This window comes from Verrucomicrobiia bacterium (assembly GCA_035946615.1).
Taxonomy (GTDB): domain Bacteria; phylum Verrucomicrobiota; class Verrucomicrobiia; order Limisphaerales; family UBA8199; genus DASYZB01.
Map to the genome: position 1 here is coordinate 14,973 of DASYZB010000048.1, position 22,483 is coordinate 37,455.

The following is a 22,483-nucleotide window of genomic DNA, read 5'->3' on the forward strand; positions in this document are numbered from 1 at the left end:
CGCAAGCTGTTACTCTCCGGGCATGGCGCGCAAAACATCGACCAACTCCGCCCATGGATTCAACGACGTGATCGGCATCGTCCTGATGGGGCTGGCGGTATTATTGCTGGCGTCCCTGCTGTCTTATGACCCGCATGATATTGAGGAGAACATCCAGCCCACCAACCCCTCGGTGCATAATTGGATTGGGCCTTTTGGCGCGCGAATGGCCTTTTATTGGGTGCACTGGGTTGGGGCTGCCGCTTATGAAGTGCCTCCGCTGTTGCTGCTGATTGGGTTTGGTTGCTTTTTCGACACATTCGCTTACCTGCGCAGGCGCTGGGCCTGGTCCATGGCCTTGTTTCTCTGCTGCATGGGGCTTCTCGATTTATACCGTGATTATCTCGGATTGCTGCAACGCAACCTCAACGAAATCCCAGGCGGATTGCTGGGCCAGGGTATGAACCAATTCCTATTTGGTTATTTCGGACGTGTCGGGGCAACGATCTTGTTTTTGATGCTCGCATTTATCAGTCTGCTGTACCTGACCAATTTCAAGCTCGGCGGATGGATACGCGCCCTGTGGGCTGCGCGTCCGGCAGCGGCCCTGACTCCCCTCGAGGAACAGACCCTGGAACGGCGCGCGCGCGAACTGCAGAAACAAAAGAAACAGCTCGAAGAGGAAGTCGCCCGGTCCGGTTTAGGCGCCGACATGCAGCCGGTGCCAGAACCCACCGTTCGCGACTTGAGCGTTCCCCAGAGTAAAGCAGTGCGCGCGAAAAAACCGGGTGTGTCTGAGCCTCCCACAGCTCCTTCTCATTATGAAGGGGACGTCATTCCTGCGCGGGAAGTCGCGGCTGCCACCACAGGGGACGTCCTTGGCCGAAAGGCTGAACCCGATGGGGCAGCGAGCGATGGCAAGCCCGCGCCGGCCAAAGGCGAACCCGCCACGGCTGAGAAAGGCCCTGCGGATGAAAAAGACGGGCAGGCAAAGACCGAGGCGGATGGGTCAGGGCCGGCTGCTGGGGCGCCACCCGCCACGCGCGCCAAGCCGAAGAAGCCCAAGCCCATTACCGTCGCTTCCACGCCGATGATCGGCAATTACCAGTTGCCGCCAATGGATTTCCTCCAGCACCCGGACCCGAGCGTTAAGCCGACTGAATCCAAAGAGGAGCTGATGGCCAACGCCCGGCTCATGCAGCAGACTTTGGCGCAATTCGACATCGAGGTCTCCCTGGGCGATATCACCAAAGGCCCTACCATCACCCGTTACGAATTACACCCTGCCCCGGGGGTGAAATTGGAAAAGATTACCGCCCTCAACAACAACATCGCCGCAGTGCTCAAAGCCGAACGCATCCACATCCTGGCCCCCGTTCCGGGCAAGAGTTCTGTGGGCGTCGAAGTCCCAAACGCGGTAAAGACCAAGGTCATCATGCGCGACTTGCTCGAATCGGAAGAGTGGCGCACCACGCGCGCCAAGATTCCGCTGGCCCTGGGCAAGGATGTCTATGGCAATCCCATCGTAGCGGACCTGGCCGAGATGCCCCACCTGCTCATTGCCGGCAGCACCGGCTCAGGCAAGTCGGTTTGCATCAATGCCATCATCTGTTCCCTGCTTTACCGCTTCTCGCCCGACCAGCTCCGCTTCGTCATGATCGATCCCAAAGTGGTTGAACTGCAGCATTACAACCGCCTGCCGCACCTGGTTGTGCCGGTGGTGACTGACCCCAAGAAAGTCATCCTGGCCCTGCGCTGGGTTGTCAACGAAATGGAGAAACGTTACCAGATTTTTGCCCGCGTAGGCGCCCGCAATATCGGCTCGTTTAACTCGCGCCCCAAAAACAAGCCGCTGCCGCCCAAAGAACTCGAATTGCCGTTGATGGCGAAAAAGGAAAAAGTGGAGCCCGGCTCGGACGGATTTGCCGTCGAGGTTGATGAAGAGATCGTGGTGCCGCGCGAGGAGGACATCGTCATCCCAGAAAAGCTGAGCTATATTGTAGTTATCATCGATGAATTGGCCGACCTGATGCTCGTCGCCCCGGCGGATGTCGAGATGGCCATCGCCCGGATTACCCAGATGGCGCGCGCCGCCGGCATTCACTGCATCGTGGCGACCCAGCGGCCCAGCGTGGATGTCATTACCGGCGTTATTAAAGCCAATATCCCCGCCCGCATCGCCTTCCAGGTGGCCGCTAAAGTTGATTCGCGCACCATCCTCGATGCCATGGGCGCCGACAAGTTGCTCGGCAAAGGCGACCTGCTTTACCTGCCGCCGGGTTCGGCAAAATTGATACGCGCCCAAGGCTCGCTGATTACCGACCAGGAAATCCAGGGTGTGGTGGATTTCATCGCGCACCAGGCAAAGCCGAGTTATGAACTGGAAATTCATCAGCAGCTTTCAAAGCCTTCGAGCAGTTTCGACGACGAAAGCGGGATCGACGAAGACGAAGAAATCATTCAGCAATGCATCGAGGTCATCCGCAGCGAGCAGAAGGCCAGCGTCTCGCTCCTGCAACGGCGGTTGCGTCTCGGATACGGCAGGGCCGCTCGCATCATGGATGAATTGGAAAACCGCGGTATTGTGGGCCCGAGCAAAGGGGCTGAGCCGCGGGACATCCTGATTGATTTGGACGGCACCGGAGCGGATGGGCAGGGGGCGGCGGTTTAGAGCCTGTTTTAGTACGCCGTGGAAAGGCGCACTTAAAACAGGCTCCTAGACGGAGCCGCTCGATAAAGGGCCAATTTCCACGACGCCCTGAAATTGGGGCCTGGCAGGAGTTCCGCAGGAGATTCATCCCGCCGATTGGTCAGGTGAACGAGCCCTTTGGGTACAACACCCCAGCGCAGGGAGCGCAGCCTGCGGCTACGTTCAACCAGGAAGCAAATAACGGATCGAATACAGAGTTTTATGGAGGCAAACGCATGTTGAGATGGGCTGCCATTTTCCTAGTCATCGCTATCATCGCGGCAATCCTTGGTTTTGCGGGAATAGCCGGAGCAGCGGCTTCCATCGCGAAGTTCCTTTTTTTCCTGTTCATTGCCGTGTTTGTCATTCTGCTGCTGGTGGGGATATTTGCGGGGCGGAAGCTCTTTTAAGTTGAGGCCCCCGGACCGAGCTGCTTCGGAGGGGGGGCTGGCACGGGCGTGGAGAGAGGACTCCGAAGACTCCGCTGGGAGTGGGCGCGGGGGCCAGTCCGAAGGGCTGAATTTTCATGCAGGTGTCTGTTCAATCGGCTGGAGCAGTGGCCACCGAAATTCAAGAGCATCCGGAAGGCCGCGTCAGTTTGGTGCTGCGTGGACGCTTGGATGTGCGGAGCACTGGGGTTTTATGGAGGGAACTGGAAAAGCGCCTTGCGCCATTGCGCATCCGCTCTCTGGAGGTGGATGCCACACACCTGGACCTCCAGGGCGGCATTGGTATCGCTCTGCTGCGCTATCTGAGCGAAGGGGGCATGACCCCCGGCGCGCAGGTCGTGGTGCGCGGCCTCAATGACGGCGCCCGCAAACTCCTGGAAACCTTCACCGCCGAGGATTTCCGCGCTTATCGCCCGCATCGCCCGCCCAAGGTCAGCCTGCCGGAAGAGGTTGGGCGAGTAACCCGGGCTCTGCTGCAGGATGTACGCGAACAAACCACATTCATCGGAGCTGTTGCCGCGGCGCTTCCGGACGTTCTGCTGCATCCCAAAAGGCTGCGTTGGGGTGAGATTAAACGGCTCATGGAGACCGCCGGCGCCAATGCCTTGCCGGTAATTGGTTTGTTCAGTTGGCTCGTTGGCCTGGTCCTGGCTCTCGAGTCCGCCCGGCCCCTCGAGCAGCTTGGCGCCCAGATTTTCATTGCTGACCTGATCGGCTTCTCGGCCATTCGCGATACCGGCCCCCTCGTGACCGCTGTGCTGCTGGCGGGACGCTCCGCCTCGGCCTTTGCCGCTGAGTTGGGCACCATGAAGGTCAACGAGGAACTGGACGCCCTCAAGACAATGGGGCTTGAACCGGTCCGCTTCCTGGTGGTTCAGCGGGTCATCGCTTCGGTGCTCCTCACGCCGCTGCTGGCCCTTTATGCCATGGTGCTCGGAATCATTGGAGGCGTGATGGTCATGCGTTTCATGGGATTTCCTCCGCTCATGATTTACCACCAGTTAATCGGGCGCGTCGGGTTGGGCGCATCGTGGTGGGCATCAATAAGAGCCTCATCTTCGGCGTCATTGTTGGCAGCGTCGGATGTTTGCGCGGCTTGCAAACAAAACACGGAGCGCAGGCCGTCGGGCATTCGACGACCCGCGCCGTCGTGGCCAGCATGGTTCTTATCATTTTGGCTGATACGCTCTATTCAACCGCAAACTACTTTCTGGCCTCCCGGGCATGAGCGCCCGAGAGGACATTATCATCGAGGTTAAGGATTTAACTGCCGGGTATGGCGACAGAGCGATTTTGGAGCACCTGAGCTTCCAGGTCCATTGCGGCGAGGTGCTCGTCATCATCGGGCGCTCCGGTTCAGGCAAAAGCACGCTGTTGAAACATTTGATAGGGCTTTACCCGCCGCTCGCAGGCGAGGTCTGGATCGAAGGCAAGGACCTTGTTAAAGCCCAGGGCCAGGAACGGCGCGACCTGCTGCGCACCTTCGGAGTGTTGTATCAAAGCGGCGCGTTGTTCGGTTCGATGACCGTCCTCGAAAACGTCCGCCTGCCTCTGGACGAGTTTACCGACCTGCCCGATCTGGCCAAAGACCTCGTCGCGCTCTCGAAGCTCAAGTTGGTTGGCCTGGCTGCCGCCGGCCCGATCCTGCCTGCGGAGTTAAGCGGGGGGATGCAGAAGAGGGCCGCCATCGCCCGGGCAATGGCCCTGGACCCGCGCATTCTCTTTCTGGACGAACCATCTGTTGGGTTGGACCCCATTACGGCGGCCGGGGTGGACAATCTCATCCTGGAATTGGCCCGCTACTTCAGCATTACGTTTGTGGTCGTCACCCACGAATTGGCCAGCATCTTCGCCATTGCCTCCCGCGTCGTGATGGTTGATGAAGAGACTCGCACGATTATCACCCAGGGCAAACCGGCCGATTTGCGCGATCATTCCCCCGACCCGCGCGTGCGGCGGTTTTTTCATCGCGAATCCGATTCGGAACGAGCGGGGGTTTGATTCATTTCATGAGCGCCAAGGCAAACGATTTCAAGCTCGGCCTGTTTGTGCTTGCGGGTGTGGGGATACTGGTGGCGGCCATTTTCATTTTCGGCGCCTCGAAATGGTTTGAAGGCAAAACCGTCGAGGAGACCTATGTGGCGAGCAACGTCGATGGCCTCAAGACCGGCGCGCCCGTGACGCTGCGAGGCGTGCCCGTCGGCCAGGTTACGCGAATCAATTTTACCTGGAACATTTATCACCATACCGAGCCGCGTTATGTGTATGTCGAGTTCGAGGTTAACAATGATGTCGCCCTGGTCCCGCCCGGCCCTCGTTTCGCCAAGCAGATTCAGGACCAGGTGAACATTGGACTTCGCGCTCGGGTCAAATCCCAAGGCCTGGCCGGCGCCACCATCCTGAGTCTTGAGTATGTCAACCCTTCCCAGTACCCGCCCCTGCGTGTTCCCTGGAAACCCAGAAACATCTATATCCCATCAGCCCCAAGCCAGTTCAGCGAAATCCTGGCGTCTCTGGACAAGACCTTGGGCAAGATCAAACAAATCGATTTTGCGAAAATAGCGGGCGCTGTGCAGCAGGACCTCGCTGCGGGCCAGCGGTTGCTCAATCATATTGACCAGGCCAACATCGCCGGGGTGGTGACCAACGCAAACCAGTTGCTGGCGAATTTGCAGGGCATCAGCGGGCAAATCCACACCTTTATCGGCGCAACCAACTCGGCCCCGCAGGTGACACTCAAGAATGTTTCCAGCAACGCTGACCGCGTTCTGGTCGAATTGCACACGACCGTGGACAAGCTCAACCGCATTGTAGCCGGTATTGATGCCAGCCCTTTGAGCGATACGCTGGACAACCTACGCCGCGCGTCTGAAGACCTCGAACAAGCCATCGAACGCTTTAAGCAATACCCTGCCGGGGTTGTTTTTGGCAAACCGCCACCGCCGGCCCGAAGCGTCGAGCCGCCAGGCAAATAAGGAGGTGTTCATAGCATGAATAAATCGTTTACCGCGGAGTCTGCAACGTGCGCTATAACCATATGTTGCCGAGGTTTCTTCCTCTCCCCTTCGGACTCGCCGCGCTGTCGCGCCATCGCAGCGGAATGGGGGAGAACAGGGGAGAGGGGTCCCTCTGTGCGTGGTCCATCCCACGGTCCTCCGAGTATCTCTGCCAACGCAGCAGTCCTGATTGCAGCCTGTGCCCTCATCACCGGCTGCCTCTCCCGGCCACCCCTTGTGAAACAACATTTCGCCTTCGCAATCCCGCCGCTGACCTCGGCCAAGCCTCCTGCCAACGCGCCGGTGCTGGCGATTCGGCGTCTAAGCGTCTCCTCACCATTCGATGGGATTTCTTTGGTTTATCGGACCGGCCAGTTCAGTTACGAAACTGATCCTTATGCGGAGTTTCTGGCGCCGCCCGCCGATGTCCTCAGGGCGCCGCTTCGGCAGTACTTCCAGGCCAGCGGCCTTTTTGGCGATGTGACCCAGCAAGGCAGCGCGCTCCGGCCCAACCTGCTCGTGGAAATCACCGTCGAGCAACTCTACGGCGATTTTCGCAATCGCGCGGACCCGCAGGCTGTGTTGGAGGTTCGATTGGCTTTCTTCGACGCGCCGGGGGGACGGCCAGGAAAGGTCATCCTGGACAAGAACTATGTGCGACGCGCCAAGCTGGCCGCGCGGAGTGCTGCCGCCCTGATGGCAAGTTGGAATGACGCGTTAAAACAGATTATGGCCGAGGCAGTTTCGGATTTGGAAAGAGCCTTATTGAGGAGTCCCTAACGTCAAGTACATCTTTAATCTGCCGATGGAAAACCGAGCTTTTCCCTCTTCGTTCCCTTCGTTTGCTTCTGTAAGAAACTTAGAAAATTTTGCACCCTCAGCCCCCGATGCAGCTCATCGAGCGTGAAGGCGGCACGAAATCAGCCTCCCCGATGTGGTGCCGGGCTTCCTTTTGCCAGACGACCTCCTGAAGCCAGTCGCTAATCTCCTCGTCTCCGGCGCCCCCCCGCAGCAGCGCCCGCAAATCATGCTCGGTCACGCTGAAAAGGCACGTGCGGATTTTGCCGTCGGCGGTCAGCCGGATGCGGTTGCAATGGCCGCAAAAGGGCTCGCTCACCGGGGCAATAATGCCAAGCTCTCCACGCCCGTCCGCAAACACCCACCGCTGCGCAGTCGAGGACGGGTTCTCCGAAGCAGCCGGGCGCAGGTGGAAACGGGTTTGAATGCGGGAAAGTATCTCGCGTCCGGGAACGACCATTTCCTTCAGCCACGCCCGGGCGGAATCCAGCGGCATGAACTCGATAAAGCGCATGCTCAACTGTCGTTCGCGGGCGAATTGGGCCAGGTTCTCCACCTCGTGGTCGTTCAACCCGCGAATCACCACCGCATTGACCTTCACCGGACTGAAACCCAGTTCCTGGGCCAGGGCGATGCTTTCCAGGACCCCGCTCAGCCCATCACGGCCAGTGATTTTCTTGAAGTTAGCCCGGTCCAGCGAGTCGAGGCTGAAGCTGACCCGGCGCAGGCCGGCCTGGCGCAATGCCCGCCCTTTTGAAGGGAACAAAAAGCCGTTGCTCGTCATCGCCAGGTCCGAAATCGAAGGGATACGGGCGATCCGCGCGACCACATCCTCGATGCCATTGCGCAGCAGGGGTTCACCCCCGGTGAGCCGGATTTTTTGTATCCCGAGGCGTGCCATCAGCAGCACGACCCGTTCGATTTCTTCAAAGGTCAGGATGCTGGCCCTGGGCACCCATTGCTGCACAATCGGCGCCGAATCGGGCATGTGCGCCCAGTGGCCGCGGTAGAAGTTTTGCGCCGCCTCGGTCTCGGGAAGACAATACAGGCAGCGGAAATTGCAGCGGTCCGTCAGGCTGACGCGCAAGTCGCGCAGAGTCCGCCCATGGGAATCGATGAGCAGGGCCGGTTTATTTTGCCGGGGCGGCATTGGTCTCCTGTTGCCGGTTGCCCAGCGGTGGGATGACCTTGACCGACCCGTCGGAGCCAACCTCGACATTCAGATCATAGGCGGGCTTGATCGACTTGGCCGTCATGACGGTAGGCCCCGGGAACCCTTGCATCAGGTGCTGGGCCCCTTTCTGCTCCGCCCGAGCAAAGAGCCCATCCCGAATCCACTGGATACGCCGGGCGATATTCAACTCGTCCTTCAGCTTGCTGACTTGAGCGCGCAAGACAGTGAGGTCGTTGAACTGCCGTTCCAGTTCGGACTTCTCAGCCATCATCCGGGTGAGTTCGTTCTGCAAAAAGGCCTTGTCGCCTTCGGATGCGTTGAGCTTCTTTTGGGTATCGGCGATTTGAAGGGTCAAATTGGTCAGCGACGCGCTCAAGTCGGCTGCCTGCTTGTCCAGGGCCTGGTTTTGGGTCTCGAGGTCGACGATTTTGGAATCGCGCTGGGCCACGTCCTGCTGGCTGGCCTTGAGGGCGTCCTCGGTCTTGGCCAGGTTGGAGCTGGTGTCAGCGAGGTTGGCCGAAACGAGAGAAAACTTATTGGTCAGCTCCGCTATGGCCTTCCTTTGGGCATCGAGGTCCTTTTCGAACATCGCCGCCACCTGCGTTTGCTCTTCGAGCTTGCCCCGGGTTTGGACCCAGCGATTGGAAAGGTCATCGATCTTTGTCGCGTCTTCACTATGCTGGTCTGAGGCTGCCTTCCGGCTGACGAACAACCCAATCGCCAGCCCCACACACACCAAAACCAGGATGATAAGGCCAATTCTGTTTTTCATAGCGTGACCCAAAATGCCGGGTCCAAACTCGTTTGGCAAGCGTTCAGTCCCTCGGAATTTCCTCGGGCCATAAGGCGCCGATGGCAGCCTGGATTTGCCCCGCGCCCCGCACGCGCCGGTATTGCCACCAGCGCGGGAAGAGCCTGCGGTAGCGCGGTTCGGCGAACCGGCTATCAACCAGGAGCACAACCCCGCGGTCCCTTTCCGAGCGGATGACGCGCCCAGCGGCCTGCAACACCCGGTTCATTCCGGGGAATGTGTAGGCGTAATCAAACCCTGCGCCCCGGCGCCGCTGGAAGTAATCGCGGATCAAATCGCGCTCGACGCATAGCTGCGGCAACCCCACCCCCACAATGATCGCGCCAATCAAGCGGTCGCCGACCAGATCGATTCCTTCGCCAAAAATACCGCCCATGACAACAAACCCGGCCAATGCCGCTTGGTTTTGGTGGCTGAACGAGGCCAGGAATTCGTCGCGTTCCGTTTCGCTCATGCCAGGGCGCTGGCTTAAGACCCGGACCGCCGGGTGAAGGTTTTGAAAGCGTTCGAGGACCGCCCCGAGATATTGATACGAGGGGAAAAAGACGAGGTAATTCCCCGGGCGCTCGCGCACCACCGCTGCAATCGATTCGACCACGCCCTCGATGCTTTCGCCGCGCCCCTTGAAATCTGTGCGGATACGGTCCTGCACCAGCAGGGCCAGGTTTTCCGGCGGGAATGGCGAAGCCAACCGCAGTTCCGGGTCTTCGGGCGCTCCTCCAAGCAAGCTTCGATAATAATCCAGCGGCGTCAGTGTGGCGGAGAAAAAGATGGCTGCCTTGCCCCTGGCCAGGGCTTGCCGCACCAGGAAGGAAGGGTCCAGACAAAACAGCCGCACGCGGGCGTTGTCGCCAGGCTCGGCTATCAGCACATACCGTTCATCGAACAACTCCGCCGTGCGCCGGAACGAATAGAGCCGAAAATAGAGTCCCAGCAGGTTCTCGCGGAATTCTGCCGGGCGGTTTTGCGCCAACCAGCCTTCCGCCTCCTCCAACGCCCGATCGAGCAGGCCAAGCAGGGCAGGGGGGACTTCAGTGCTTGTAAAGATTTGTGCGCCGTTTTCCTCCGAGGCCCGCCGTGCAGCGAGGGAGGCCGGCGATGAAGGTTCTGCAACCGTCGCCAAGGACTCGAAGAGAAAAGGGGTCGAGGCGGGAGGCGCCTGAGCCCTTACCGAAAGCCGGGCTGGCTCCATCGTCCTCGTTCTCGAAAGCTCCAGAGAGGTTGTCGAGGACGAGAACGAGGAGGAGGACGATGACTCGGACGACCCGTCGCAGAGGTTGCATATTGTCTTTGCCAGCTTGTTCAGCGCCCTGGCGCAGCGTGGGACCGGCTGCCGGAGCATCCGGCTGACCTCGCGGATTTCATGCGCGCTCAGCTCAGCCGAGAACATCTCGCGCCCGCGGTCCACCAGGTTATGCGCTTCATCGACGAGGAAAGCGTAATTGGCCCCCTCTTCGGCAAAATGGCGGCGCAGATACACCTTCGGATCGAAGACGTAATTGTAATCGCAGATGACCACATCGACCCAGGAGGAGAGGTCCAGCGAGAGTTCGAAAGGGCAGACCTGGTGCTCGCGGCTGATCATTTCGAGCGCCGAGCGCGTGATTTGCTCTCGAGCCAGGGCGGCGCGCATGGCGGCTTTGCGCCGGTCATAATAGCCGCGCGCCAGCGGGCAGGTCGCCGGGTCGCAAGGCCGGCCATCCTGAACGCAGACCTTCTCCTTGGCCGTGAGGGTCAGCGTGCGCGCGCGCAGCCCGGCCTGGCGCAGGTCGTTCAAGGCTTGTTCAGCGGCCAATCGGCCCGATGTTCGGGCGGTGAGGTAAAAGATTCGCTCGAAGCGGCCTTCCCCCATGGCCTTCATGGCCGGAAAAAGGACCGAAACGGTTTTGCCAATGCCAGTGGGGGCCTCGACGAAAAGCCGCCCCGCGCGGGCGAGCGCGCGGTAAGCCGCAACGGCCAACTCCCGCTGGCCCGGGCGATACTGTCCGAAAGGAAAAGCTAACCCCCGAATGGACTCATCCCGTTGCCGGCGCCATCGTTGGTTTTCACGCACCCACTCCAAATAAATCGCCGTGGTTGCTTCAAAGAATGCAGACAACTCCGCCGCCGCTAAGGCCTGCTGAAAACCACTGTTCTTGCCGCTATTGAGGTCGAAATAAGTTAGCAGGAGCGTCAGGGCAGCGCGCCCGTGCGCCTTGGAGTACATAAAACCGTAGAACTTGGCTTGGGCCCAATGCAACGGATCGGTCACCCCGTCCCAATGGGCTTGAACGGTCTTGATTTCCTCGATGAGCACTTCGTTGCCGTTCACTTGCAGCCCGTCGATACGGCCCTGAACTCGCAAGATGAACTCCTCGGTTTCGATATCGTGGGAAATCCGCACTTCCCTCTGATACTCCTTTGGCCGCGAATGCTGCACCTGTTGATGGCCACGGATGCCGGCCAGGGCCCTGCCCGGCCCGACAAAGTCCCTCCCGCCGCCCAGGTCTCCACCGCGCAGAACGAACTCGACCAGCTCGCGAACCTGCACTGTAACGACGGGTTTTGAGACCGGGGCCACGCGGCTATTTTCAGGCGACCACAGGGATGCGGCAACCCAATTCTTGGCGTGACTTCACGCCAGGGCGCGAGCAAGAATGGCACTCATGAACCAAAGGCGGACTATGAGCATTCCCAGGCGGAAATTTCTGCGCACCACGGCGTGGGTCCTGGCAGCCCCCTATTTTATTCCGGCCTCTGTCCTTGGAGCCGATGCGCCGAGCAAAAAGATCACCATCGGCTTTATCGGCACAGGCGACCACGGAGTGACCTGGAACCTGCACCGCTACCTCGAATTGCCTGCTGCCCGAGTGTTGATGGTGTGCGATGTCGATGGCTACCGCATGCGCCGGGCCAAGGCGATGGTCGATGCCGCCTACGATAACGAGGACTGCACGATGTCGAAGGATTTCCGCGACGTGCTCGCGCGCAAGGATATTGATGCCGTCATGATTTCCACCCCGGACCATTGGCATACCCTCATCAGTGTCATGGCCGCGAAGGTGGGCAAAGATGTCCAATGCGAGAAACCCACCCTCACGATTGGCGAGGGCAAAATCCTCATCGACGTTATCCGCAAAGAGGGCAGGGTTTTCCAAACCAGCACCGAAGACCGTGCCGTGCCGGAATATCATCGGATGGCGGAATTGGTGCGCAATGGGCGGATTGGCAAGCTGCAGCGCATCGAGGTCATTCTTCCGCGCCAACCGACCGTGCCGGGCGACCCCACACCTCAGCCGGTTCCGCCCGACCTCGATTATGACTTGTGGCTCGGCCCAGCCCCTTTTGCGCCCTATACCAAGGACCGCCTCCATTTCAATTTCTGTTGGATTTGCGATTACTCGGGGGGGATCATCTGCGACTGGGGCGCGCACCTGTTTGATACGGCACAATGGGCAAACAACACGGAGCGCACCGGGCCGGTGGAGGTCGAGGGCACCGGCACGCATTGGCACGAGGGCCTGTACAACACTGTCAAAGACTACAACGTCACCTATCGCTACGCCAACGGCGTGGTCATGACCTGCACACCCGGCAATCCCAGCATCAAATTCATCGGAACCGAGGGTTGGGTAGGTAACCGCGGCTGGCGCGCCAAGGTCGAAGCCAGCTCCCCGGCAATTCTCAATTCAAAGATCGGCCCTGACGAAATCCACCTCTACACCAACATCGAGGGAGAACACGACGATTTCCTCAAATGCGTCAAGAGCCGCAAAGAGCCTTATTTCCCGGTCGATATCGGCCACCGGGTCTCGACGGTCTGCCACATGGCCAATATCTGCTTGCGTTTGGGTCACAAGCTCAAATGGGACCCGGAGAAGGAACGCTTCGAGAACGACGAGGCAGCCAACGCCATGCTCACGCGCCCAATGCGCCCCCCGTGGAAACTGCCGGAGACGTAAAAAGATTTTGAGCCTTGCCCTCTCCCGGCTATGGTGCGCTCCGATGAGTGCGCGCCTGCTTTGTTGCCTGAATGCGGTCCTGCTCGTTCATTTTGCCCGAGCCGATCGGGTGGATGATTACGTGATTCAGCAAATGAAGGAGCATCGGATTCCCGGGCTCTGCCTGAGCGTCGTCACCAATGGAATCCCGATGAAAACAGCATCCTACGGGTTTGCCAATCTGGAATTGAAGACGCCGGTTAAGCCGGAAACAGTTTTCGAGATTGGGTCCCTGACCAAGCAATTCACGGCCGCTTGCATTCTGTTGCTCGTTGATGAGGGAAAACTTTCGCTGGATGATCCGATCAGCCATTTTCTCGAAGGCGCGCCTGGTTCCTGGAGCAGGATCACCGTGCGTCATTTGCTCACTCATACCTCGGGAATCAAGAGCTACACCGGCTTGGACGGATTCGAGTTGCGCCGGCATCTTTCGCAAGCCCAGTTCATCCACGCCATTGGTGCGTTGCCTGTGGAATTTGCCCCAGGCGACTCCTGGAAGTACTGCAATACCGGTTATAATCTTCTGGGCTACATCATCGAGAATGTCACCCATAAAAGTTACTGGGACTTTCTTTCCGAGGGGATTCTGGAGCCCCTGGGAATGACGGCGACGACGAATCGGCTACCGGCACTGGTCATTCCCAATCGCGCCGCCGGTTATGAGCAAACCAACCATGTCTGGATCAACCGCGATTCAGACATTACGGATGTCTTCTCAGCAGGGGCGATTGCTTCCAGCGTGGCTGATCTGATTAAATGGAACGCCGCCCTGGACCGGGATGACCTGCTAAGCCCCGCAAGCAAGCGCCTGATGTGGACCCCTATGAACCTCAGCAACGGCCAATCCACCCATTACGGTTTTGGCTGGAATATCGGTTCGTTTGAACGCCATCTGAACATCGGCCACGGCGGCGCCACTTCAGGCTTTTCCGCCTCCCTCCAGCGGTTTCCAGATGATAAACTGGCCGTCATCGTTTTGACCAATACCGATGAGGCTATCGCGACAATTCTGGCCAGAAAAATAGCCTCTCTGGAATTCGACATAGTCGCCGCCAAACCGTTGTAGCGGCCGACGCCAGGAGGCTCTGATCCTTCTTCTGTTGGTCAGGCCGCTGGCTTGGCCCGGTGAAACTCAGAGCTGAGATCAGAGCCTCCTGGGCGTCGGCTGGTACGGAGGAAGGACCAGGACGAGAGGGGGCCGACTCCTTACGTGGTCTCCCAACATCAGGGGTTTGTGGCTCGTTGGTTCGGCTTTGTCATTTCCCCCAGGGTAGAGGGTTATGCCCGATTGATTCGGCGCGGGGTCGAGCGAGGATAAATGCATGACAGTTGCGCTGCCGAAACGGATTCATATCAATCCCGTCTATGGCAGCTATTTTGCCGACCCGTTCGTTTGGAAGTATCAGGAACATTATTACGCAATTGGAACCGGCGCTCTCGAAGCCACGGGCCAACCTGTTGGCAAGGTCTTTCCCCTATTGCAATCCGACGATTTCTTTCAGTGGCGCTTTGCCAGCAGCGCCCTGGTGCGGCCCGACCCCGAGCTGGGGGAGAATTTCTGGGCGCCCGCAGTGGCCTGTGCAGAGGAGAAGTTCTACCTCTATTACTCGGTCGGGCACGGCGACAAGAACCATCAACTGCGAGTGGCGATCAGCGATGCGCCTCAAGGGCCCTATAAAGATTCAGGCCGGCCTCTGCTGGACCCTGGCCTGTGCCCCTTTGCCATCGATCCTCATCCGTTCCTGGACGATGATGGGCAATGGTATCTCTTCTTCGCACGGGATTTCCTGGATTCCTCCGATTCAGTTCGCGCCGGCACGGCTTTGGCCGTTGCGCCGATGAAATCGATGACTCAATTGGCCGGCCCGGAACGCGTCGTGCTGCGGGCTCGCTCGGATTGGCAGCGCTTCCAGGGACAGCGGCTAACGTACGGCCAGGTGCGGGATTGGCACACTTTGGAAGGGCCCTCGGTATGGAAGCGTGAAGGCCGCTATTTCTGCTTTTATAGCGGGGGCTGTTGGGAGAATGAAAGTTACGGGGTGGATTACGGCACCGCAGAGAGCGTGCTGGGTCCGTATTCGGACAGCGGAAACGAACATGGTCCCCGGGTGCTGAGGACAGTGCCGGGTTGCCTCATCGGGCCGGGGCACAATTGTGTGGTTGGGGGGCCCGATGGTGAGACCGATTATATTGCGTATCATGCGTGGGACCCGGGGATGAAGGCGCGCCATATGTTTATCGATAAAATCGACTGGACTTCGGAAGGCCCCCGTTGCGCCGGACCGACGTGGGGACCAGGGTTCGAAACAAAAACGTGATGGCGTAAAGAGATTTTTCGCATTTTGGCAATAGGCCATTGCCTGAAAGCGAAGCGGGCTTAGGTTTAATTATGAAGGAGAATCGAATAAAGGAGGGCCGATTCAGCCAACACGCCAGGGGCCTTGGAACGGTGACGCGGCAGATGGTCTTGAAACGCGCCCGGGAACTGGCGTTCATCAACGGGCATCCGGAGAGGATATTGGACACCGACTTCGTCCAGGCGCGCCGGGAGTTGACCGGCGAGGAGCGGCTGAATCCAGAAACGACAGCGGCCGAATTGGTGCCCGAACAGGACAGGTGGAAACCTGTGGCCGAATCAGAAGGTCACCAGGCCCCGACCGTCGCCACTCCGGATGAGCAGACTTTTGCGGAAAAGCTGGTCGAAGAGGGGGTGGAAGACGCCGAGCAAGACCAGATGGTGAATGCGACACGGGAGGATTTGAAACGGCAAAGACGCGGGTAAAGGCTGAGGTAAAAGGTTCGAACATTTTGTCTAGAAAGGAAAAGAATATGAATCGATGTGAAGTATGCGGTAACGAATATGACAAACCCATAGAGATGGTGGTGACGGGCATCTCGCATTATTTCGATTGCTTCGAGTGCGCCATCCACGCCTTGGCGCCTGAGTGCGAACATTGTGGGTGTAAAATAATCGGGCATGGGGTCGAGGCCAGCAGCAGTATTTATTGCTGTGCTCATTGTGCCCACGAGGAAGGCGTTCAAGCAGTTCATGATCGAGCGTAATCCTTACGGCTGCGGGCTTTCGGCCCTGTCGTAGGTTCATCCCATGGCGCTAATTAGAAGCTCGCGTCGCGCCGCCCGCAAGTCCCGCCCGGTTCGGCGCGGGAACGGTTCCAATCCAAACCGCTCCCGGCTCGACCTCGCCATTGCGAGCGCGCCCTTCCAATTCCGTTGGGCTTCCGCCATCTCAAAGGAAGAGTGGGCGTTTTATCAAAGAGCCATCGAAGCGATGCAAAAATCGGATGTTCCTTTTCTGCTGGGAGGCGGTTTTGCCCTGGCCGTCTTCACGGGGCATTGGCGCGATACCAAAGACATCGATTTTTATATTGCACCGGAACACCGCGACAGGTTTGTGGCCGCCCTGTCCGATGCCGGTTTCCTGGATTATTATTCGCGCCTGCCCTACGACCGGAAATGGATTTATCGCAGCGTCCAATCAGACGTTATCGTCGATATCATCTGGTCCATGGCAAACCAGCGCGCCCAGGTCGATGACCTCTGGTTTCAGCGCGCCAGGTCGGTTTCGATACGCCGCCAAGAGATGCGGGTTGTCCCTCCCGAGGAGTTGCTTTGGTGCAAGCTCTACATTCTCCAACGCGATCATTGCGACTGGACGGATGTCTTTAACCTGATTTATGCAAAAGGGGCGCAGTTGGACTGGCAGCATCTCATCTGGCGTCTCGAGGATGATACCCCCCTCTTGCGGGCGGTACTGACCGTTTATGCGTGGCTTTGCCCTGGCGCCGCGCGCAAACTGCCCGCCTCGTTGTGGCGCCGTTTGAACATGGCCAAACCTGCGGCAACCTCGGGCGCGCTCCCTCGAGAGAGAATTCGCCTGCTGGATTCGCGCCGTTGGTTCGCCGCTCTTCAACCGTTGAGTGAGAAACTGGAGATTTGATGCGTCATGCAAATTGGGACCATGAATCATCCAGGCCGTGACGTGCTCAAGGAAATCGAGTGGATGGCCGATGCGCGCTTCGATTTCCTCGATCTGACCCTTGAACCACCAATGGCTGCCGCCCGCCGCGTGGACCCCCACGCAATTCGCGCCGCTCTCCAGGATGCCAACCTCGGCGTGGTGGGACACACCGCTTATTACCTCCCCCTCTGCAGCCCCTTCGAGTCCCTTCGCCGCGCGGCTGTCGATGAACTCAAGGTCTGCCTCGAGGTCTTCGCCGCCGTGGGCGCCGAATGGATGAACCTGCATCCCGACCGCCAGGCGCCTCTCCACGAAAGGCGCTTTGTCATCGAGCGCAATCTGGAAACCATTCGCGACATCGAAGACACCGCTCGGGAAATGGGCGTGGGTTTGATGATCGAGAATCTCCCGGGCAGCTTTAACACCGCACGACAGCTCGGCGAATTACTCGAACCGCTGCCGGAATTGGGTCTGCACCTGGACATCGGGCATGCTAACTTGTTGGTCGAGTATAACACGACGGACGAAATCCTGGGCGCTTATGGCCAAAGGCTCCGGCACGTGCATCTCCACGATAACAAGGGGGGCAGCGCGGACCTTCATCTGCCCTTGGGCGCCGGAACCCTGGAAACGCCCCACTACATTCGCGCCCTTCAGGCCAACGGCTACGACGCCACCATCACCCTGGAAGTCTTCACCCCCGATCGCCACCATCTGACTTACAGCCGCGACGTCCTTCGCCGCCTCTGGGATGAAGCCCTCCATGACAAAAAGGCGCCCAAAACTTCACCGCCACTAAATCCAGCCGCAACCGCCTGAGACACCATTTCAGCCTTCAGCCCTTCTTTGTGTTCTTTGCGTTCTCTCGCGGCTACAGTCCCCTACGCCCCCTTGCTCTGCGTGGCGACCTTGGCAGTCTCGATCAGCTCCCAAAATTTCGGATTTTGCTGTAACGCTTCATCCTCCTCCATCTTGAGCCCGGACCTGAAAAAGAAGTCCTTAAGCGTATGGCGGTTGAGGATGCGGTGGACCACCAGGCCCAATTCGTGCCGCTCGAAATAGACCCGGTAATCCGCCACACGAAACCGGTGCAGCGTGCGCCCGGCCCGTTCGAGCTTGCCGAACTCGCCCATCTCGGTCTGCATCACCTGCTGCGGCAGCCCGCGAAACTCCCCCAGAATCTGCAACTGCAATTCCCTCGGCATCCGGGCTAACTCAGCCGCGCTCGTGGGATTAAAGATAATTTGAAAGGGGCGCATTGTAAGGCGCATGTTGGCAAATCGTTCAATGTCGTATTACTCAGTGGTAGCGCGTACGGGAATCGAACCCGTCTTTCAGCCTTGAGAGGGCCGTGTCCTAACCGATAGACGAACGCGCCGCCCAGCATCGTTTTAGGCTAATCCGGCCTCGCGTCAATTGCCATACAATTATTGCCGCGGCGGGCTAAGCCGCTGCTCTTTGAGGCCGGCTTTCCGTCAGGGTGCGGTAGATCAGGTCCACAATATTGCGAACGAATTGCTCGTCGGTAATACCTTCGATGGTTTCTTCGGGAAAATCTGTTTTGGCCCGGAAATGGGCGGCCAGCCCGGCGAACAGCTCGAGGCGAGCCAGCGGGTCGAATTGTTCGCGGCGCAGCAATGCCTGCAGCGCAAGGGCGCTTTCAGCGGGGGAAACACTCTGGCGCAGCCGCGCCGCCAGCCGCGGATATTGCCGCAGCGAATTATATTTGCCGGCCAACAACTGGTCCAGGTCAGGTTGGGCCAGGCGCGGATGGCGCACGACGATCGTATTGGCCGCGAGGTCCCCCAGACGCTGGCATTTGGGGCTCAACCAGCACACAACCCCACCGACGAAATAAAACAAGGGCAACGAATCGACGAACCGCAGCAGGTTCCGGGTGACGATTTGATTGAACTGCAGCCGCAACCCCTCGGCATCTACCACGCGCAGTCTGAGGAGCTTCTTGCCAACCGTCTGGCCACGCCAGCCCCACTCGCAGGCGATGCCGTAACCGATGCTGATAAAGAAATAGCCCAGTGTGGCCACAGCCCCTCCCAGATTGGCGCTGAGCAGTTGAAGCAGGCCGATGAGGACGCCAAAACCGATGAACAACACCGCGATGCAGCACAGATCGACCAGCCACGCCAGAAACCGCGTTACCGGCGCAGCCAGCAGTTGCGAGAAGGCTATCCCCTCCGGCGTGCGGATTTGCAGCGCGCTGGTTCTCATTGCACTTTTTGTTCCGGCCTGAAGCGTTTGGCCTTTTCGCTTGCACCCGAGCCGGATTTCCCCAGAAACAGGATGAGCAACGCCAACTCGATTAAACCGAACGCAATTTTAACCGAATAAGGGATAACCGGCTCATGATACTGTGACAAAAAGGCCTCGACGAACCCAGCCCAAACCAGCAGCAGGCCCACACCGAAAATCAGCGTGACCAGGTCACGCGACACCTCGCGCAGCCGCTGGGTTAGCGAAACGCGCCGGCCCCAGCCTATCAGCGCGAGCGCCAGCATCAGGCCCGCCTGGCCCGCGATCAGAATGGCGGGAATCTCAATTACCCCGTGAGGCAGCAGCCAGCCCAGCAGGAATTTGGTTTCCCCGGCCCGGACATAATCCACAGCCACGGCGCCCAGCAGAATCCCGTTGTAAAGGAGCATGATGATCGTCCCGATCCCCCAAGTCATCCCCAGGGCCAGGGTAAAAATGGAAACGCGCGTATTATGCGTCATCAAAAAGGCCGAGAACGAAGTCTTGTACCCCGCCAACCGGTCGGTAGAGGCCTTTTCCTCCTCGGCGACGCGTTTAGCCGGGTCTTCGCGCAGATGCGGGTAAGGCATAAGGACCGGCTTGGATTCAGGGTCAAAGGCGAGCGCCAGGCCCCCGAAGGCGCACCCGGCCAGAGTGATGGCCAGCGAGAAATAAAACGCGCGCACGTGCCGCCGGAATGTTTGGGGCAGGGTTTGAAAAAACCATTCGAGCGGGCGCAGCCGGCCATGGCGTGAGCGCGTTTCATGAATTTCTCCATAGGCGCGGCCCACCAGGTGCTCGAGATACCGCCGCATCTCGGGCTCTGCGGAAAAAGTCGTGATTTTTGCCAGGTCCGCCGCCGTGCGTTCATACAGCAGATGAAAATGCCGGAGTTCCTCGAGGCTCATCCGCTGGTTGGGGTGAGTTTCGAGCTTATCCAGCGCTCGATCCAGTTCGATCCAGGAGGGACGCTCGGCGGCCACAAAGCGTTCCAGGTCGATGATCACAGGGCCTGCCTCCGTTTGACGTTCAGGTACTGGCTGACCAGTTCCACGCTTAGCCGCTCGTCCGGTAGCAGTGAAAAACGCACCCCGCGCCGATTCAGGACTTTCTCCAACTCACGCAGGTTCTGCCAGAGCAAATGACCGCCCAACTGTTCATATAGATCATCAACAAATTCCACCTCCGCGTTGGAAAATGCAGGCGCCACGCCCGGCGTCTGAAGCATATTGACGACAACCAAATGTTGGCGGCGAATCAGGTCCATGTTGCGGACAAAACTCGACGCCAGGACCGGGTCGTCCAGGGCGGTCAAAAAGATAACCAGGGCGCGCCGGCGCAGGCGCAGCCGGACAAAACTGCAGACTTCGTCGAAATCGGGTGAGACGCTGCGGGGTGCGAGCGCATAGAGGGCTTCGCGGCAGGCGCCGTAATGGGCTTGGCCATTTTGAGCGCGCAGGAATTTCTCGACCTTATCGCTGAAAGCAAGCAGCCCAAACAAATCGCCCTGCTGCTGCGCGGCCAACCCGAGGACCAGGGTGGCCGTGACGAACCGCTCGAGAGCGGTCGTCGAAGGCAGCGGTTCAACAATCGCCGAACCCGAGGCGGCATGAAGCTCGGGTCCATTTCCACGCTCGCGTTTTTCGAGCGTGGAGTTGTTCGTTGCGCGAGCCGAAAGGCGCGAGGCGTCCAACACGACATACACCTCCTGCGTTCGTTCGATTTGAAACACCTTGGTAATCGGGCGCCCATGCTTTGCCGTCGCCTTCCAATGAATCTCATCAAAACTGTCGCCTGGCAGATATTCCCGGAGTTTCTCGAACTCGCGCCCTTTTCCCACCTGCCGCTGCGCATGCAGGCCGAATGCGCCCCGATGCAGAAAGAGCGCCGCCAGATTCTTGCGCTCGAAAAGCAGGTTGGGATAAACACGGATTTCTGCTTTTGCCGGCAGAACCTTGCGAACGGCCCAGAATCCTAAAGGCGAGCGGATTTCCACACGCGCCGTCTCGAGCCGGTACTGGCCGCGTTTGAGCGGCAGACATTCCCAATACGTGCGCGACCACTCGGTTCCCGCCGGCAATTGCACAAAGAGATCTTCGACCGGGGCGTGGAACTCGCGCGGCCAGCCCAAAGCCAGGCGCAGGGTCGCAGCCTTTTTCGATTCATTTCCTATCCGCACCTCGATCCGGGTCTTGCGGTCCTTGGACATTCGGGCAAGAGGCGGCAACTGCACACTGATGCCTGCCAGGCTGCGCCCCGTGAGCGCCGCGTCTGCCAAAACCAAGACCGCCAGCGTCCCAATGGCGCACCAGGAAACTAGCGCCGCCGCCGGTTCGAGCGCGCCAAGAACCGAAAACGGCAGCACGACGAAGCCGGTCCAAAAAAGAAGACGATTATCGGGAACGATCACGCGATTATCTGGGCACAGCGATTTGCTGCATGATTTGTTGAATGACCTCGGGCACGGTCAAGCCCTCGATCTCGAACTCGGGCCGCAGGATGAGGCGATGCTCCAGCACGGGAAGCGCCATGGCCTTGATATCGTCAGGGGTAACAAAATCGCGCCCCTCCAGGGCGGCGCAAGCGCGTGAGGCCATAATCAAGGATTGGGTGGCGCGTGGCCCAGCCCCGACCAGCACGCTCTCGTGCTGCCGCGTCGCCCGCACGATATCCACCAGGTAACCCATCAAATCCTCTCGCACCACGATCGCGCCCAGTTGCTCGCGCAAGACCGGCAGTTCTTCGCTCTGGATGACCGCTTGCACGGCGCCATTGGTCAGCACCGTTTCCGGGGTTTCACGGGTCATCGTGCGCTGGGCTAAAGTCAGCTCTTCGGCGCGCTCGGGCGCGGTCATGGTTATCTTGAGCATGAACCGGTCTTTTTGCGCTTCGGGAAGGGGATAGGTTCCTTCATATTCAATCGGGTTCTGTGTGGCGAACACGGTGAAGCTCGATGGAAGCGCATGCGTCATGCGATCAATGGTCACCAGGCGCTCCTGCATCGCCTGCAACAACGCCGATTGCGTTTTGGCCGGCGCCCGATTGATTTCGTCAGCTAAAAGAAACGAGGTGAAGATCGGCCCTTTAATGAGCAAGAACTCGTTGCGCTGCAGGTTGAACACGTTGGTCCCGGTAATGTCCGAAGGCATCAGGTCGGGTGTAAACTGGATGCGAGCAAAATCACACCCCAGCACATGGGCCAGGGTCCGCACCAGGAGGGTCTTGGCCACGCCCGGGACTCCTTCAATGAGCGCGTGGTTGCCGGTCAGGATGGCTATCAACGCCCGGTCGATCACTTGGTGCTGGCCGATGATGACTTTGCCCGTTTCATGCCGGGCCTGCCCCAGCACCTCCTTCAATCTCTCCAGGTTCATGCTT

Annotated in this window: 21 protein-coding genes and 1 tRNA gene; 13 read left to right on the forward strand and 9 right to left on the reverse strand. The window is 59.1% G+C overall.

What is annotated here, in order from left to right; genetic code table 11:
* The first annotated feature begins 22 nt into the window (after nt 1-22).
* The 6 genes from VG146_07650 (at nt 23) to VG146_07675 (ending at nt 6,893) form a co-directional block, all read left to right on the forward strand.
* Entirely contained in the window at nt 23-2,650 is a 2,628-nt protein-coding gene (locus VG146_07650) for a DNA translocase FtsK (protein ID HEV2392222.1), read from the forward strand.
* 254 nt (nt 2,651-2,904) lie between these two features.
* Nucleotides 2,905-3,078, forward strand: coding sequence for a DUF1328 domain-containing protein (locus VG146_07655; protein ID HEV2392223.1), 174 nt, complete (start codon nt 2,905-2,907; stop codon nt 3,076-3,078).
* Nucleotides 3,079-3,194: 116 nt separating this feature from the next.
* Complete coding sequence (locus VG146_07660) at nt 3,195-4,376, forward strand: ABC transporter permease (protein ID HEV2392224.1); 1,182 nt, start codon at nt 3,195-3,197, stop codon at nt 4,374-4,376.
* Complete coding sequence (locus VG146_07665; GenBank protein HEV2392225.1) at nt 4,342-5,118, forward strand: ATP-binding cassette domain-containing protein; 777 nt, start codon at nt 4,342-4,344, stop codon at nt 5,116-5,118. The genes VG146_07660 and VG146_07665 overlap by 35 nt, the downstream gene beginning before the upstream one ends.
* An 8-nt stretch (nt 5,119-5,126) precedes the next feature.
* Nucleotides 5,127-6,092 carry an MlaD family protein gene (locus VG146_07670; GenBank protein HEV2392226.1) on the forward strand — a complete coding sequence of 322 codons (966 nt, stop codon included), beginning with the start codon at nt 5,127-5,129 and terminating at the stop codon, nt 6,090-6,092.
* A gap of 258 nt (nt 6,093-6,350) precedes the next feature.
* Nucleotides 6,351-6,893 (forward strand): ABC-type transport auxiliary lipoprotein family protein, encoded by a 543-nt coding sequence (locus VG146_07675; protein ID HEV2392227.1) that lies wholly within the window; start codon nt 6,351-6,353, stop codon nt 6,891-6,893.
* A 97-nt stretch (nt 6,894-6,990) separates the two neighbouring features.
* On the opposite strand, the gene moaA is transcribed toward VG146_07675, so the two are convergent.
* Genes moaA through VG146_07690 form a run of 3 tightly spaced genes read right to left on the reverse strand, consistent with a single transcriptional unit; the run spans nt 6,991 to nt 11,456 of the window.
* Nucleotides 6,991-8,061 (reverse strand): GTP 3',8-cyclase MoaA, encoded by a 1,071-nt coding sequence (gene moaA, locus VG146_07680; protein HEV2392228.1) that lies wholly within the window; start codon nt 8,059-8,061, stop codon nt 6,991-6,993.
* Nucleotides 8,042-8,857, reverse strand: coding sequence for a hypothetical protein (locus tag VG146_07685; GenBank protein HEV2392229.1), 816 nt, complete (start codon nt 8,855-8,857; stop codon nt 8,042-8,044). Before VG146_07685 ends, moaA begins: the two co-directional genes overlap by 20 nt.
* Nucleotides 8,858-8,900: 43 nt before the next feature.
* A complete protein-coding gene (locus VG146_07690; GenBank protein HEV2392230.1) occupies nt 8,901-11,456 on the reverse strand; it encodes an ATP-dependent DNA helicase in 2,556 nt (851 codons plus the stop codon).
* Nucleotides 11,457-11,559: 103 nt separating this feature from the next.
* Here VG146_07690 and VG146_07695 point away from each other — a divergent pair, with 103 nt between their 5' ends.
* The 7 genes from VG146_07695 to VG146_07725 all read left to right on the forward strand — a co-directional run bounded on the left by VG146_07695 (nt 11,560) and on the right by VG146_07725 (nt 17,674).
* Nucleotides 11,560-12,837, forward strand: a complete 1,278-nt coding sequence (locus VG146_07695; protein HEV2392231.1) for a Gfo/Idh/MocA family oxidoreductase — start codon at nt 11,560-11,562, stop codon at nt 12,835-12,837.
* A gap of 43 nt (nt 12,838-12,880) precedes the next feature.
* Nucleotides 12,881-13,942: a serine hydrolase domain-containing protein gene (locus VG146_07700; protein HEV2392232.1), complete on the forward strand. Its 1,062-nt coding sequence runs from the start codon at nt 12,881-12,883 to the stop codon at nt 13,940-13,942.
* A gap of 256 nt (nt 13,943-14,198) precedes the next feature.
* A complete protein-coding gene (locus tag VG146_07705; GenBank protein HEV2392233.1) occupies nt 14,199-15,194 on the forward strand; it encodes a glycoside hydrolase family 43 protein in 996 nt (331 codons plus the stop codon).
* A gap of 71 nt (nt 15,195-15,265) precedes the next feature.
* Complete coding sequence (locus tag VG146_07710) at nt 15,266-15,658, forward strand: hypothetical protein (GenBank protein HEV2392234.1); 393 nt, start codon at nt 15,266-15,268, stop codon at nt 15,656-15,658.
* Nucleotides 15,659-15,705: 47 nt separating this feature from the next.
* A complete protein-coding gene (locus VG146_07715) occupies nt 15,706-15,939 on the forward strand; it encodes a hypothetical protein (GenBank protein HEV2392235.1) in 234 nt (77 codons plus the stop codon).
* A gap of 43 nt (nt 15,940-15,982) precedes the next feature.
* Nucleotides 15,983-16,834, forward strand: a complete 852-nt coding sequence (locus tag VG146_07720) for a nucleotidyl transferase AbiEii/AbiGii toxin family protein (protein HEV2392236.1) — start codon at nt 15,983-15,985, stop codon at nt 16,832-16,834.
* Nucleotides 16,835-16,855: 21 nt separating this feature from the next.
* Nucleotides 16,856-17,674: a sugar phosphate isomerase/epimerase family protein gene (locus tag VG146_07725; protein HEV2392237.1), complete on the forward strand. Its 819-nt coding sequence runs from the start codon at nt 16,856-16,858 to the stop codon at nt 17,672-17,674.
* Between the two features lie 62 nt (nt 17,675-17,736).
* Here VG146_07725 and VG146_07730 read toward each other — a convergent pair whose 3' ends face one another.
* The 6 genes from VG146_07730 to VG146_07755 all read right to left on the reverse strand — a co-directional run bounded on the left by VG146_07730 (nt 17,737) and on the right by VG146_07755 (nt 22,479).
* Nucleotides 17,737-18,126 (reverse strand): hypothetical protein, encoded by a 390-nt coding sequence (locus VG146_07730; protein ID HEV2392238.1) that lies wholly within the window; start codon nt 18,124-18,126, stop codon nt 17,737-17,739.
* A gap of 32 nt (nt 18,127-18,158) precedes the next feature.
* Nucleotides 18,159-18,233: transfer RNA gene (locus VG146_07735), tRNA-Glu, on the reverse strand.
* A gap of 65 nt (nt 18,234-18,298) precedes the next feature.
* Nucleotides 18,299-19,084, reverse strand: a complete 786-nt coding sequence (locus VG146_07740) for an RDD family protein (GenBank protein ID HEV2392239.1) — start codon at nt 19,082-19,084, stop codon at nt 18,299-18,301.
* Complete coding sequence (locus VG146_07745) at nt 19,081-20,112, reverse strand: stage II sporulation protein M (protein HEV2392240.1); 1,032 nt, start codon at nt 20,110-20,112, stop codon at nt 19,081-19,083. The genes VG146_07740 and VG146_07745 overlap by 4 nt, the downstream gene beginning before the upstream one ends.
* Nucleotides 20,109-21,515 (reverse strand): DUF58 domain-containing protein, encoded by a 1,407-nt coding sequence (locus VG146_07750; GenBank protein ID HEV2392241.1) that lies wholly within the window; start codon nt 21,513-21,515, stop codon nt 20,109-20,111. Before VG146_07750 ends, VG146_07745 begins: the two co-directional genes overlap by 4 nt.
* A 4-nt stretch (nt 21,516-21,519) precedes the next feature.
* A complete protein-coding gene (locus VG146_07755; protein HEV2392242.1) occupies nt 21,520-22,479 on the reverse strand; it encodes a MoxR family ATPase in 960 nt (319 codons plus the stop codon).
* Between the last annotated feature and the right edge of the window lie 4 nt (nt 22,480-22,483).